This window comes from Marinobacterium maritimum, from assembly GCF_039523155.1.
Lineage (GTDB): Bacteria > Pseudomonadota > Gammaproteobacteria > Pseudomonadales > Balneatricaceae > Marinobacterium > Marinobacterium maritimum.
The window spans coordinates 69,195-82,631 of the sequence record NZ_BAAAET010000004.1 but is presented as its reverse complement, the minus strand read 5'-3'; the positions used below and the strand labels follow the sequence as shown (position 1 = coordinate 82,631).

Below are 13,437 nucleotides of genomic sequence, written 5' to 3'. Positions count from 1 at the left end.
GCCATAAAAAAACCGCTCAATGAGCGGTTTTTTTATGGCTGATCGGCAGCGGGGGCTGCCAATCTCGGAGGCTGATGATCAGCCTTCGTACTGTTCGAACACCAGAGTGGAGTTGGTGCCACCGAAACCGAAGCTGTTGGACATGACGCGCTTGAGCTCGACGTTGTCCTGGCGCTCGGTCACCACCGGCAAGCCTGCCGCTTCCGGATCCAGCTCTTCGATGTTGGCAGACGCGCAGATGAACTTGTTCTGCTGCATCAGGATCGAGTAGATCGCTTCCTGCACGCCGGTGGCGCCCAGCGAGTGGCCGGTCAGCGACTTGGTGGAGCTGACCGGCGGCATGTCGTCGCCGAAGGTCTGCTTCATCGCTTTCAGCTCCTGGATGTCACCGGCCGGAGTGGAGGTGCCGTGGGAGTTGATGTAGTCGATCTTGCCATCGACGGTGGCCATCGCCTGCTGCATGCAGCGCACCGCGCCTTCACCGGACGGGGCAACCATGTCGTAACCGTCGGACGTGGCGCCGTAGCCCACCAGTTCGGCGTAGATCTTGGCACCGCGCGCCTTGGCGTGCTCCAGTTCTTCCAGTACCAGCATGCCGGCACCGCCAGCGATGACGAAACCGTCACGGTTGGCGTCGTAGGCACGGGAAGCCTTTTCCGGGGTGTCGTTATACTTGCTGGACAGGGCGCCCATGGCGTCGAACATCACGCTCAGGGACCAGTGCAGCTCTTCACCGCCACCGGCGAAGATCACGTCCTGTTTACCCAGCTGGATCTGCTCCATGGCATTACCGATGCAGTGCGCGCTGGTGGCGCAGGCAGAGGTGATGGAGTAGTTCACGCCCTTGATCTTGAACGGGGTGGCCAGACAGGCTGACACGGTAGAGCCCATGGTGCGGGTCACACGGTAGGGGCCTACACGGCGTACGCCCTTGGTACGCAGGATGTCGGCCGTTTCCACGATATCAGCGGAAGATGCACCACCGGAGCCGGCGATCAGACCGGTACGCACGTTGGATACCTGGTCGTCGCTCAGGCCGGAGTCTTCGATCGCCTGCTTCATCGCCAGATAGGCGTAAGCCGATGCGTTACCCATGAAACGACGCAGTTTGCGGTCGATCAGGGCATCCAGATCGATATCGATGCTGCCGGCCACCTGGCTACGGAAGCCGAGTTCTTTGTATTCCGGCTGAAACTTGATACCGGAGCGGCCCTGTTTCAGTGAGTCCAGAACTGTTTCCAGATCGTTACCCAAGCAGGATACGATTCCCATACCGGTCACTACGACGCGTCGCATGTGTAGCCTCTCTTTAAATCATTCAACAATGTGGCAGTCTTATTATAGGCGGATCAGCGAGCCTTGAATTCGGGCTCAGAAGTTGTCGGTCTGTTTGAACAGGCCAACACGCAGATCCTTGGCGGTATAGATGACACGCCCGTCTACCGCCACGGTGCCGTCAGCAATACCCATTACCAGCTTGCGCTCGATGACGCGCTTGAGCTCGATATGGTAGGTCACCTTGGAAGCGCTGGGTAGTACCTGGCCGGTGAACTTCACCTCGCCCGAGCCCAGAGCACGTCCGCGACCTTCGTTGCCGCGCCAGCCGAGGAAAAAGCCGACCAGCTGCCACATGGCGTCCAGACCCAGACAGCCTGGCATCACCGGGTCACCGGGGAAGTGGCATTCAAAGAACCAGAGGTCGGGATGGATATCCAGCTCGGCGATGATCTCGCCCTTGCCGTACTGGCCACCGTCGGTGTTGATGTTGATGATGCGGTCCAGCATCAGCATGTTGCCGACCGGCAGCTGTGCATTGCCCGGGCCGAACATTTCGCCGTGGCCGCACTGCAGCAGCTCTTCGCGTTCAAATGAGGAAGGTCGTGTCATAAGAAACCGTATATCCAGAGGCATTTCATCAATATTTCGGCGATTATACCGGTTTGCAGCCTTTCAGGCACGAGCTGTGTCATGTAATTTGCTCATCCATAGGGCTAAAGAGGGAGAGTAGGATGGAACATGCATTCTGGCATGCCCGCTGGCAGGAGGGGCGTATCGGTTTCCATCAGGCCGATATCAATCCCTGGTTGCGGCAGTACTGGTCCCGACTGAATGTGGCCGGCGAGGCGCGGGTATTGGTGCCGCTGTGCGGCAAATCCAGCGACATGCTCTGGCTGCGCGAGCAGGGGCATCCGGTGGTCGGCGTCGAACTCAGTGATCTGGCCTGTCGCGACTTCTTTGTCGAGCACGGCACCCAGGTGACTCCGGTGGCGGTGCCCGAGGGGCACACCCGGGAGCGAGACGGCATTACCCTCTGGTGCGCGGACATCTTCGAACTGGGGGCTGAGCACTGGGGCGAGGTGGCGGCCGTCTATGACCGTGCGGCGTTGATTGCGCTGCCGCCAGCCATGCGCAAGGCTTATGCCGCTCATCTACGTGAACAGTTGGCAAGCGGTGTTGAAATGCTGCTGGTGACGCTGGAGTTCACAGGAAGCGAAGGGCCGCCGTTTTCCGTCACGGAGGCGGAGGTGCGGCAACTGTTCGAGCCGGCCTTTACCGTGGTGCGCCTGGATCAGGCGGAGGCGGGAGAGGAGCGGCGTGAAGTGGTCTACCACCTCACGCGTCAGTAATACGGCTTAGCTGGTGCGGCCAAGGGCCAGTTCGGTCAGCGTGATCAGTGTATCGCGGAAGGAGCTGGCCGGCAGGGCATCCAGTGCCTGCACTGCCTTGTCCAGCTCGGCCTGAGCCTGCTGGCGGGTATAGTAGATGGCGCCGGTGCGTTGTACCACTTCCATCACCGGCTGCAGATCATCCAGGCCACCTTCGCGGATGGCGTGGCGGATCAGTTTGCGCTCCTCATCACTGCCGACGCGCATGGCGTAGATCAGCGGCAGGGTCGCTTTGCCTTCGGCCAGGTCATCGCCGACGTTCTTGCCCATGGTCTCGCTGTCGGACAGGTAGTCCATCAGGTCATCGACGATCTGGAAGGCGATGCCCAGGTGGCGGCCATAAAGACGCAGTGCTTCGCGCTCGGCAGCGGTAGCATCGGCCAGGATGGCGCCGACTTCGGTGGCCGCCTCGAACAGCATCGCGGTCTTGCCGAGAATGACCTGCATATAGGATTCTTCGGTGGTATCCGGGTTGCGCTGGTTGAGCAGCTGCAGCACTTCACCTTCGGCGATAACGGTCGTGGCGTTGGAGATGACCTGCATGATCTCCATGCGGCCGATCTCGACCATCATCTGGAAAGAGCGTGAATAGAGGAAGTCGCCGACCAGTACGCTGGGGGCGTTGCCCCATTTGGCGTTGGCAGTGGCGTTGCCGCGGCGCAGATCCGAGTTGTCGACCACATCATCATGCAGCAGCGTGGCGGTGTGGATGAACTCGATGATGGCGGCCAGCGGAATGTGCTGCTCGCCCTTATAGCCACAGGCGTTGGCGCTCAGCAGTACCAGCAGGGGGCGCAGACGCTTGCCGCCGCCGGATACGATGTAATGGCCGATTTTCTCCACCAGCGGCACATTGGAGCCGAGATGGTTGAGAATGTAGTCGGTAACGGCATCAAACTGCGGCTCAATCGCCGGGTTAAGCTGGTGTGGCTGCATGGACGGGGTTCTGTATATGGACTGAACACCCGCCGCATGCTAGGCGGCGGCCTCTGGAGTGTCAAGTCGAGGGCTGCGGCGGCGTCAGCGCCTCGGCGGAAATGCTGGCTGGAAAGGGGTAATGTGCTTGCGTAACGGGGGGTAAATGCAGTAAAATCCCGCGCCTTAAACCTGTCCACCGACGCTCCCTACCATAGGGTGCCAGAGATCCTCCGGATCCCGGCCATTAGAAGTAGGTTTCGTATCCAGTAGCCGGGCAGGTTAAACCTTGGAGAAAAGCATGTTTGCAGTAATCGTAAGCGGCGGTAAGCAGTACCGCGTGCAGGAAGGACAGACACTGAAGCTGGAAAAACTGGCTGCTGAAGCAGGTTCCAGCATCGAGTTCGACCGCGTTCTGCTGGTTGGCAATGGCGACGACATCAAGGTCGGCGCGCCGGTTGTAGATGGTGCCAAAGTGGCTGCTGAAGTCGTGTCTCACGGCCGTGGCGACAAAGTGACTATCATCAAGTTCCGTCGTCGTAAGCACCACATGAAGCGTCAGGGTCACCGTCAGTGGTTCACTGAAGTCAAGATCACTGGCATCAGTGCCTGATAAACCGAATTAGGAGATTGAAGAATGGCTCATAAGAAGGCTGGTGGTTCAACGCGTAACGGCCGCGACTCGGAATCGAAACGCCTTGGCGTTAAGCGCTTCGGCGGCCAGGCTGTTGCAGCAGGCAACATCCTGATTCGTCAGCGCGGCACCAAGTTCCACGCTGGCACCAATGTTGGCCTGGGCAAGGACCACACTCTGTTCGCAACTGCTGATGGCGTTGTGAAGTTCGAGACCAAGGGTCCGAAAAACCGCAAATACGTGAGCGTTGTTCCTGCCTAAGCAGTGAGCGATGACCGCGTTAAAAAGCTCCGCCCAGGCGGAGCTTTTTTCGTTGTAAACCCGGGTGTCGGCGGTCGCTGGCTGCCGGAGATCCGGTGAGGGTGTATGCTGAAGGGCACTCCCGGAATGACAATTGTTGGAGGTAAAGATGAAATTTGTCGACGAGGCGACCATCACGGTGGAAGCTGGCAAGGGTGGTAACGGCTGTCTGAGCTTCCGGCGCGAAAAGTTCATTCCCAAGGGTGGTCCGGACGGCGGTGATGGCGGTGATGGCGGTTCCATCTTCGTCGAGGCCGATGAGTCTCTCAATACGCTGATCGACTACCGTTTCACCCGTCGCTACAACGCCCAGAACGGTCAGGGTGGCGCCAGTCGTAACTGTACCGGTTCCAAGGGTGAAGATCTGGTGCTGAAGGTGCCCGTGGGTACCACCGTGGTGGATGTGGATACCAACGAGGTGCTGGCGGATATGACCCATATCGGTCAGCGCGAGAAGGTTGCTCAGGGTGGCTGGCACGGCCTGGGTAACACCCGTTTCAAGAGCAGCGTCAACCGTACCCCGCGCCAGACCACCAAAGGCAGCGAGGGTGAGTTGCGCAACCTGCGCCTGGAGTTGAAGGTGCTGGCGGATGTGGGTCTGCTGGGGTTGCCCAATGCCGGCAAGTCGACGCTGATTCGTTCCATCTCGGCCGCCAAGCCGAAGGTGGCAGACTATCCGTTCACCACCCTGGTGCCCAACCTGGGTGTGGTGCGTACCGAGGCGCATCGCAGCTTCGTGGTCGCGGATATTCCGGGCATCATTGAAGGGGCTGCCGAAGGGGCGGGTCTGGGGATTCGCTTCCTCAAGCACCTGGCGCGTAACCGCGTGCTGCTGCACCTGGTCGACATGGCGCCCTGGGATGAAACCACGCCGGCGGAAGCGGCGGTGACGGCGGTACGTGAGCTGGAGAAGTTCAGTGAAACCCTGGCTGCTCAGCCGCGCTGGCTGGTGCTGAACAAGCTGGATATGCTGCCCGAAGAGGAGCAGGATGCGGCTTGTCAGGCGGTGATCGAGGCGCTGGGCTGGGAAGGTCCGGTGTATCGCGTGTCGGCGCTGAACAAGACGGGTCTGACACCGCTGGTGCACGACCTGCAGGAGTTCCTCGATGCGCGCGCTGAAGCGATTGCCGAGAATCCGGAGTTGCTGGATGAAGAGCGTCGTATCCGCGCCATTATCGATGAAGAAGCGCGTGAAAACCTGCGTCGTCTGCGTGCTGAAATGCGTGCACGTCGCGAAGCGGAAGATGATCTGGATGATGATGACTTCGATGACGATGATTACGACATCGAAGTGGAGTATGTGCGCTGACGGAGTAAGAGCAAGGTGACAGCGGGACGTAAAGGCCTGGCCCAGTCAGGGCGTTGGGTCGTCAAAATCGGCAGTGCCCTGTTGACCAATGATGGTCAGGGGCTGGATCAGATCGCCATCGCAGGCTGGGTGGATCAGTTGGTTGAGCTGACCCGGCGTGGCGTCGAGGTGATTCTGGTGTCCTCGGGGTCAGTGGCAGAGGGTATGACCCGTCTGGGCTGGTCCGAGCGACCGCCGGAGATCTATCGTCTGCAGGCGGCCGCGGCTGTCGGTCAGATGGGGCTGGTGCAGGCCTACGAGACCAATTTTCGTCGTCACGGCATGCATACGGCGCAGGTGCTGCTGACCCATGATGACCTGTCCAATCGCAAGCGTTACCTCAATGCGCGTTCCACTCTGCGTACGCTGATTGAGTTGGGTGTGGTGGCGGTGGTCAATGAAAACGACACCGTGGTGACCAGCGAGATCCGCTTTGGTGATAACGATACCCTGGGTGCATTGGTGGCCAATGCGGTGGAGGCGGATGCGGTGATCCTGCTGACCGACCAGAATGGTCTGTATACCGCTGATCCGCGTTCCAATCCTGAGGCTGAGCTGATCTCCGAGGCGATGGCTGAGGATGATCGCCTGACCGCGATGGCGGGCGGCGGCGGCAAGCTGGGGCGTGGCGGCATGGCGACCAAGGTGCGTGCGGCCAGGCTGGCGGCGCGCTCGGGTGCGGTGACGGTGATCGCCAGTGGGCGCGAGCCGGATGTGCTGTTGAAGCTGCATGCGGCTGAGCCGATCGGCACCCTGTTGTTGCCGGAGCGCGAGCCGATGGCGGCGCGCAAGCAATGGATCGCCGGCCATCTGCAGGCACGCGGTACGCTGGTGCTGGATGCCGGGGCTGTGGCGGCGCTCACCGAGCGGGGCAAGAGTCTGTTGCCGGCGGGTGTGCGCTCGGTCAGTGGTGACTTCTCGCGTGGCGAGATGGTGATCATGATGGATGAGCTGGGGCGCGTGGTCGCGCGTGGTCTGGCCAACTACGGTGCCGAGGATGCGCGCCGTATCATCGGTCGGCCGAGCAGTGAGATTGAATCCTTGCTGGGCTTCATGGGTGAGGAAGAGCTGGTGCACCGGGATAATCTGGTGCTGGCCTGAGGCTTTGGATGGGGCGGTCTCGACGAGGCTGTCCCTGAAGACAGATACAAAAAAACCGGCAAATGCCGGTTTTTTTTGTGCTTGATCAGGCTTGGCTTAGGCGGCCATTGCCTTGATGCGAGCAGTCAGGCGGCTCTTGGTGCGGGCGATCTTGTTCTTGTGGAAGATGCCCTTGTTCACGGAGCTGTCCATGATCGGCTGAGCGACCTTGAATGCTTCCTGTGCAGCTGCCTGGTCACCGCTGTCGATAGCAGCGATTACTTTTTTGATGTACGTACGCGCCATGGAGCGCAGGCTAGCGTTGTGCTGACGACGCTTCTCCGCCTGACGAGCGCGTTTTTTGGATCCTGCGGAATTAGCCACGATCCGGCTCCTTCAATAATTGAGTTGATCAGATTACGGCGCTGTGTTGCCGAAAATTAGACGCGACATTATTCATGTCCCGGTGCTTGATGTCAACTAAATGACCCTGTTTCGATGTCGGACTTTGTCTGTTTTGTAATCAGGGCTATGATCGGCGCACATTTTGGTGAGCGGTAAGGACGGGTTGTGGCTGAACAGGCGAAGAAAAGGGGTGGAGGACTGCTGCGTTCCAGTGGTGTAGTCGGAGTGATGACCCTGTTGTCGCGGGTGCTGGGGCTGATTCGGGACGTGGTGATTGCCGGTTACTTTGGTGCCAGCGGCAGTGCCGACGCCTTCTTCGTGGCGTTCAAAATTCCCAACTTCCTGCGTCGCCTGTTTGCCGAAGGGGCCTTCTCCCAAGCGTTCGTTCCGGTACTGTCGGAATATCGGACCCAGCGGGATCTGGCGGCGGTGCAGTCGCTGGTCAATCGGGTCGCCGGTGCGTTGGGCTCGGTGCTGGTGGCGGTCACCGTGCTGGCCGTGATCGGTGCGCCCCTGCTGGCGGCCCTGTTCGCCCCCGGCTTCTACATGGCGGGTGGCGAGAAGTTTACCCTGGCGGCCGAGATGCTCAGGATCACCTTTCCCTATCTGCTGCTGATCTCGCTGACCGCCTTCTGTGGCGCCATCCTCAACAGCTACGAGCGCTTCGCCGTGCCGGCGTTCACCCCGGTACTGCTCAACCTCTGCCTGATCGGAGCGGCGGTCTGGCTCAGCCCTCTGCTGGAGACGCCGGTGATGGCGCTGGCCTGGGGAGTGCTGATGGCCGGGGCGGTGCAGCTGCTGTTCCAGTTGCCGTTTCTGGCGCGGCTGCGTCTGTTGCCGGTGCCTCAGCCGAATTTTCGTGATGAAGGTGTGCGCCGCATTCTCAAGCTGATGCTGCCGGCGCTGTTCGGTGTCTCGGTGGCGCAGATCAACCTGCTGCTGGATACGGTGCTGGCGTCCTTCCTGCAGACCGGCAGCGTGTCCTGGCTGTATTACTCCGACCGCCTGTCCGAGTTGCCGCTGGGTGTATTCGGCATCGCCATCGCCACGGTGATCCTGCCCAGCCTGTCACGTACCCATGCGGCTCAGAACCCCGAGCGCTTCGCGCAGATGCTCGACTGGGGCATCCGCATGATCCTGTTGATCGGCGTGCCGGCGGCGCTGGCGCTGGCGCTGTTGGCGGAGCCGTTGATCGCGACGCTGTTCCACTACGGCGAGATGACCGATCGTGACGTGATGATGTCGGCTTTCAGTCTGCGCGCCTACGCCTTTGGCCTGCTGGCGTTCATGCTGATCAAGGTACTGGCGCCGGGCTACTTTGCCCGTCAGGACACCAAAACCCCGGTGAAAATCGCGGTCAAGGCGATGATCGCCAACATGGTACTCAACCTGATCCTGATCTGGCCGCTGGATCATGCCGGGCTGGCGCTGGCGACCTCGCTGTCGGCGTTCATGAATGCCGGCTGGCTGCTACATGGTCTGCTCAAGGAAGGCGTGTTCCGCTGGCAGCCGGGCTGGGGTGCGATGCTGTTCCGCCTGCTCAGTGCGTCGGCCATGCTGGTGGCAACGCTGCTGCTGATCCAGCAGCAACAGGGTGACTGGCTCAGTGCCGAACTCTGGACCCGGGTGCAGTGGATGGCACTGCTGGTGCTGGCCGGTGGCGGGGCCTATCTGCTGACCCTGGTTGCGACCGGCCTGCGCCTGCGCCATTTGCGTGGTTGAACACTTTCTGAGCGGTACTCGCAGTGGCCAGAGTACGGTATACTGCGCAGTCCATATTTCTGGCGCTGGCTCAGCAACTGCATGGAACTGATACGAGGCTTACACAATCTGCGAGACCGACACCGTGGCTGCGTTGCCACGATCGGCAATTTCGATGGCGTCCACCTGGGACACCGCAAGGTGCTCGCTCAGGTCAAGGCCAAGGCCGCCGAGTTGGGGCTGCCCAGCGTGGCGATCATTTTCGAGCCGCAGCCGCGTGAGTTCTTCGGGGGCGACAGCGTCCCGCCGCGCCTGACCCGGTTTGACGAGAAGGTCCGCCTGCTCGAAGCGGAGGGCGTGGATCGGGTGCTCTGCCTGACCTTCAACGCCCGCCTGCGCAGCATGTCGGCCGAGGCCTTCATCGATGAACTGCTGCTGCAGGGACTGGCGGTGGAGCACTTCGTCGTCGGCGACGATTTCCGCTTCGGCTGCGATCGCCGCGGCGACTTCGACATGCTCTGTGCCGCCGGTGAGCGTCATGGCTTCAGCGTCGAGGGCACCGCCACTTTCCTGCTGGCTGGCGACCGGGTCAGCAGCACCCGTATCCGCGGTGTCCTGCAGCAGAACGACTTCGACCTGGCGGCAGAACTGCTGGGCTGGCGCTATGCAGTCACCGGCCGGGTGATGCATGGCCAAAAGCTGGGCCGTCAGCTGGGGGTGCCGACCGCCAACGTGCGCATGCACCGCTACGCCTGTCCGCTGCGCGGGGTCTTTGCCGTGCATGCCCACTTCGACGGGCGCTGCCTGCCGGGCGTCTGCAACGTCGGCATGCGCCCCACCGTGAACGGCCGCCAGCCGGTGCTGGAGGTCCATTTGCTGGACTATAGCGGAGCGGAACTCTACGGCCGCCTGATGCGGGTCGAGTTCCTCCATTTCATCCGCGAGGAGCGTGCCTTCGACGGGCTGGATGCGCTCAAGACACAGATAGAAGCCGATATTGAACATGTCCGCGCCTGGTTCGCCCAGGCGGGCCGGGACTGACCTTACCTCTGGAAGCGACCTGTTATGACCGACTACAAAGCGACACTGAACCTGCCGGAAACGGCATTCCCGATGCGTGGCAACCTGCCGCAGCGCGAGCCCGCTCGTCTGGCGCGCTGGGATGAAATCGACCTGTATCGTCAGTTGCGCGAAGCGGGCAAGGGACGTGAGCCGTTCATCCTGCACGACGGCCCTCCCTATGCCAACGGCAACATCCACATCGGTCATGCGGTTAACAAGGTGATCAAGGACATGATCATCAAGTCCAAGACGCTGAGCGGCTTCGATGCGCCCTACGTGCCGGGCTGGGACTGCCATGGTCTGCCGATCGAGCACAAGGTCGAGACCCTGATCGGCAAGGCCGGCGAGAAGGTGCCCTACCGCGAATTCCGCCAGAAGTGCCGTGAGTATGCCGCCGAGCAGGTCGCGGGACAGAAGGCCGACTTCATTCGCCTGGGCGTGCTGGGCGACTGGGATAACCCCTACCTGACGATGAACTTCGACACCGAAGCCAACATCGTTCGCGCCCTGGGCAAGATCATCGAGAACGGTCACCTGGTGAAAGGCTACAAGCCGGTCTACTGGAGCGTGGTCGGTCAGTCTGCGCTGGCCGAAGCCGAAGTGGAATACCAGGACAAGACCTCCACCGCCATCGACGTGCGCTTCACCTTCGTCGATCAGGACAAGGTGCTGGCGCTGTTCGACACCGCTGCCGGCGAAGCACCGGTTTCCGTGGTGATCTGGACCACCACCCCCTGGACCATCCCGGCCAACCAGGCCGTGTCGCTGAATGGCGAGCTGGACTATGCACTGGTTGACGCACACACCGAGCAGGGTGTGGATCGCATGGTACTGGCAGCGTCGATGGTCGACGATATCATGGCGCGCTGGGGCGTGGACAAGTTCGACGTGCTGGCCACCTGCAACGGCAGTGCTCTTGAACTGTTGCAGCTGAAGCACCCGATCTATGACAAGCAGGTGCCGGTGATCCTGGGCGATCACGTCACCACCGATGCCGGTACCGGTGCGGTACACACCGCACCTGATCATGGCATGGAAGACTTCATGGTCGGTCAGGCTTATGGTCTGGGTACACTGAACCTGGTCCAGGCCAACGGTACCTACACCGATGCCGCTGGCGAATTTGCCGGCGTACACGTCTACAAGGCCGATGGCCCGGTGTGCGAAGCGCTGGAACGTGAAGGCAAACTGGTCCATCTGAAGCGTTTCCAGCACAGCTACCCGCACTGCTGGCGCACCAAGACGCCGCTGATCTACCGCGCGACGCCGCAGTGGTTCATCTCGATGGAAGCCAAGCAGCTGAAAAACCAGGCGATGGACGCGATCAAGGGCGTGCAGTGGTTCCCGGAATGGGGTCAGAACCGCATCGAATCCATGGTCGATCAGAGCCCGGACTGGTGTGTCTCTCGTCAGCGTACCTGGGGCGTGCCGATCACGCTGTTCACCCACAAGCAGAGCGGTGAACTGCACCCGCGTACCGCCGAGCTGATCGAGCAGGTGGCGCTGAAGATCGAACAGGGTGGTATCGATGCCTGGTTCGAGCTGGACGCTACTGAACTGCTGGGCGACGAAGCGGCCGACTATGACAAGGTTACCGATACGCTGGATGTCTGGTTCGACTCCGGTGTGACCCACCATGCAGTCCTGCGTCAGCGTGATGGTCTGCGCTTCCCGGCGGATCTCTACCTGGAAGGTTCCGACCAGCACCGCGGCTGGTTCCAGTCGTCGCTGAAGACTTCTATCGCCATCAACGGCTGCGCCCCCTACAAGCAGGTGCTGACGCACGGCTTCACCGTCGACGAAAAGGGCTACAAGATGTCCAAGTCGCTCGGTAACGTGATCGCGCCTCAGGAAGTGACCGACAGCCTGGGTGCCGACATCCTGCGTCTCTGGGTGGCGTCGACCGATTACTCCGGCGAGATGGCCGTGTCCAAGCAGATCCTGCAGCGCACCGCCGACAGCTACCGTCGTATCCGTAACACCGCGCGCTTCCTGTTGGCCAACCTGAACGGTTTCGATCCGGCCACGGATATGGTTGCAGCTGCCGACATGCTGGCGCTGGACCGCTGGGCGGTGGATGCCACAGCACGCCTGCAGCAGAAGGTACTGGCCGCTTACGACAGCTACCGCTTCCTTGATGTCTACCAGCAGGTGCACCACTTCTGCGTGCAGGAACTGGGCGGCTTCTACCTGGATATCATCAAGGACCGTCAGTACACCACCAAGCCGGATTCCCTGGCGCGTCGTTCCTGTCAGACCGCGCTGTTCCACATCGCTCAGGCGCTGGTGCGCTGGGTAGCTCCGATCCTCAGCTTCACCGCTGACGAGATCTATGAGGTACTGCCGGGTGAGCACAAGGACTCCGTCCTGCTGACCACCTGGTATGAGGACCTGTTCGAACTGTCCGAGGACGATTCCTTCGGCCGCGAATTCTGGCAGCGCGTGATGGCGGTGAAAGATGCCGTCAACAAGTGTCTGGAAGATGCCCGTAACGAGAAGCTGGTCAAGGCGTCCCTGGCTGCGGAAGCGACCCTGTTCGTCGATGAAGACCTGCGTGCCGACCTGGAGCGTCTGGGCGACGAGCTGCGCTTCGTACTGATCACCTCCAAGGCAACCCTGAAGCCGCTCAGCGAAGCCGGTGATGCCCGTCTGACCGATGTGGAAGGGCTGAAAGTGGCCGTGGTTGCATCTGAGCACGCCAAGTGTGGCCGCTGCTGGCACCACCGTGAAGATGTGGGCAGCAACAGCGAGCATGAAGAGCTGTGCGGTCGCTGTGTCAGCAACGTGGAAGGTGAGGGCGAAGAGCGCGAGTTTGCCTGATGAGCACCCTTGCCTCCCCCACGAGCGGAGCCAGTGCCCTGCGCTGGCTCTGGCTGACGCTGCTGGTGCTGGTGGTCGACCTGGTCAGCAAGTACCTGGCCGACAGCCTGCTGAGCTACGCCAGCCCGGTGCCGCTGCTGCCGGTCTTTGACCTGACGCTGCTGTACAACACCGGCGCTGCCTTCAGTTTCCTGGCCTCGGCCGGCGGCTGGCAACGCTGGCTGTTTGTCGCCATTGCGGTCGGCATGAGTGCCTTCCTGCTGCACTGGATGTGGCGTACGCCACGCACCCAGCGCTGCCTGGGCATGGGGCTGGCGCTGGTACTGGGCGGTGCGCTGGGCAACCTGTTCGATCGCAGTGTGCATGGTCATGTGATCGATTTCATTTCGTTGCACTGGGCCAACCACTACTTCCCGGCGTTCAACATCGCCGACTGTGCCATCACTCTGGGCACCTGTTTGCTGCTGATCGACATGTTCTTCCTCGGCAGCAAAGAGACCGACTAA

At 61.2% G+C, this 13,437-nt stretch carries 13 protein-coding genes; 9 read left to right on the top strand and 4 right to left on the bottom strand.

Annotated elements, in window-relative coordinates; all coding sequences use genetic code 11:
- Positions 1-78 precede the first annotated feature (78 nt).
- The gene (gene fabB / locus ABD013_RS14980; protein ID WP_343807661.1) at positions 79-1,296 is read right to left on the bottom strand and encodes a beta-ketoacyl-ACP synthase I; all 1,218 of its coding nucleotides are present in this window, start codon (positions 1,294-1,296) and stop codon (positions 79-81) included.
- A gap of 75 nt (positions 1,297-1,371) precedes the next feature.
- On the bottom strand, positions 1,372-1,887 hold the full coding sequence (gene fabA / locus ABD013_RS14975) for a 3-hydroxyacyl-[acyl-carrier-protein] dehydratase FabA (RefSeq protein WP_343807658.1): 516 nt from the start codon (positions 1,885-1,887) through the stop codon (positions 1,372-1,374).
- Between the two features lie 122 nt (positions 1,888-2,009).
- On the opposite strand from fabA, the gene tmpT reads away from it, so the two are divergent.
- Positions 2,010-2,627 carry a thiopurine S-methyltransferase gene (gene tmpT / locus ABD013_RS14970; RefSeq protein ID WP_343807655.1) on the top strand — a complete coding sequence of 206 codons (618 nt, stop codon included), beginning with the start codon at positions 2,010-2,012 and terminating at the stop codon, positions 2,625-2,627.
- Between the two features lie 6 nt (positions 2,628-2,633).
- Here the strand turns inward: tmpT and ispB are convergent, their stop codons facing one another.
- The gene (ispB, locus tag ABD013_RS14965; protein ID WP_343807652.1) at positions 2,634-3,602 is read right to left on the bottom strand and encodes an octaprenyl diphosphate synthase; all 969 of its coding nucleotides are present in this window, start codon (positions 3,600-3,602) and stop codon (positions 2,634-2,636) included.
- A 280-nt stretch (positions 3,603-3,882) separates the two neighbouring features.
- Here ispB and rplU point away from each other — a divergent pair, with 280 nt between their 5' ends.
- From rplU to proB, 4 genes are all read left to right on the top strand, one after another.
- Positions 3,883-4,194 (top strand): 50S ribosomal protein L21, encoded by a 312-nt coding sequence (rplU, locus tag ABD013_RS14960; RefSeq protein ID WP_239040589.1) that lies wholly within the window; start codon positions 3,883-3,885, stop codon positions 4,192-4,194.
- 24 nt (positions 4,195-4,218) lie between these two features.
- Positions 4,219-4,476: a 50S ribosomal protein L27 gene (gene rpmA / locus ABD013_RS14955; RefSeq protein ID WP_239040588.1), complete on the top strand. Its 258-nt coding sequence runs from the start codon at positions 4,219-4,221 to the stop codon at positions 4,474-4,476.
- Positions 4,477-4,624: 148 nt separating this feature from the next.
- Positions 4,625-5,824, top strand: a complete 1,200-nt coding sequence (gene cgtA, locus ABD013_RS14950) for an Obg family GTPase CgtA (RefSeq protein WP_343807649.1) — start codon at positions 4,625-4,627, stop codon at positions 5,822-5,824.
- Positions 5,825-5,839: 15 nt separating this feature from the next.
- Positions 5,840-6,964 (top strand): glutamate 5-kinase, encoded by a 1,125-nt coding sequence (gene proB, locus ABD013_RS14945; RefSeq protein WP_343807646.1) that lies wholly within the window; start codon positions 5,840-5,842, stop codon positions 6,962-6,964.
- 96 nt (positions 6,965-7,060) lie between these two features.
- On the opposite strand, the gene rpsT is transcribed toward proB, so the two are convergent.
- Complete coding sequence (gene rpsT, locus ABD013_RS14940) at positions 7,061-7,327, bottom strand: 30S ribosomal protein S20 (protein ID WP_343807643.1); 267 nt, start codon at positions 7,325-7,327, stop codon at positions 7,061-7,063.
- Positions 7,328-7,576: 249 nt separating this feature from the next.
- On the opposite strand from rpsT, the gene murJ reads away from it, so the two are divergent.
- From murJ to lspA, 4 genes are all read left to right on the top strand, one after another.
- Complete coding sequence (murJ, locus tag ABD013_RS14935; protein ID WP_425543416.1) at positions 7,577-9,070, top strand: murein biosynthesis integral membrane protein MurJ; 1,494 nt, start codon at positions 7,577-7,579, stop codon at positions 9,068-9,070.
- Positions 9,071-9,151: 81 nt separating this feature from the next.
- Positions 9,152-10,090, top strand: a complete 939-nt coding sequence (ribF, locus tag ABD013_RS14930; RefSeq protein ID WP_343807637.1) for a bifunctional riboflavin kinase/FAD synthetase — start codon at positions 9,152-9,154, stop codon at positions 10,088-10,090.
- A 24-nt stretch (positions 10,091-10,114) separates the two neighbouring features.
- Positions 10,115-12,931: an isoleucine--tRNA ligase gene (gene ileS, locus ABD013_RS14925; RefSeq protein WP_343807634.1), complete on the top strand. Its 2,817-nt coding sequence runs from the start codon at positions 10,115-10,117 to the stop codon at positions 12,929-12,931.
- Positions 12,931-13,437 carry a signal peptidase II gene (gene lspA / locus ABD013_RS14920; RefSeq protein ID WP_343807631.1) on the top strand — a complete coding sequence of 169 codons (507 nt, stop codon included), beginning with the start codon at positions 12,931-12,933 and terminating at the stop codon, positions 13,435-13,437. The genes ileS and lspA overlap by 1 nt, the downstream gene beginning before the upstream one ends.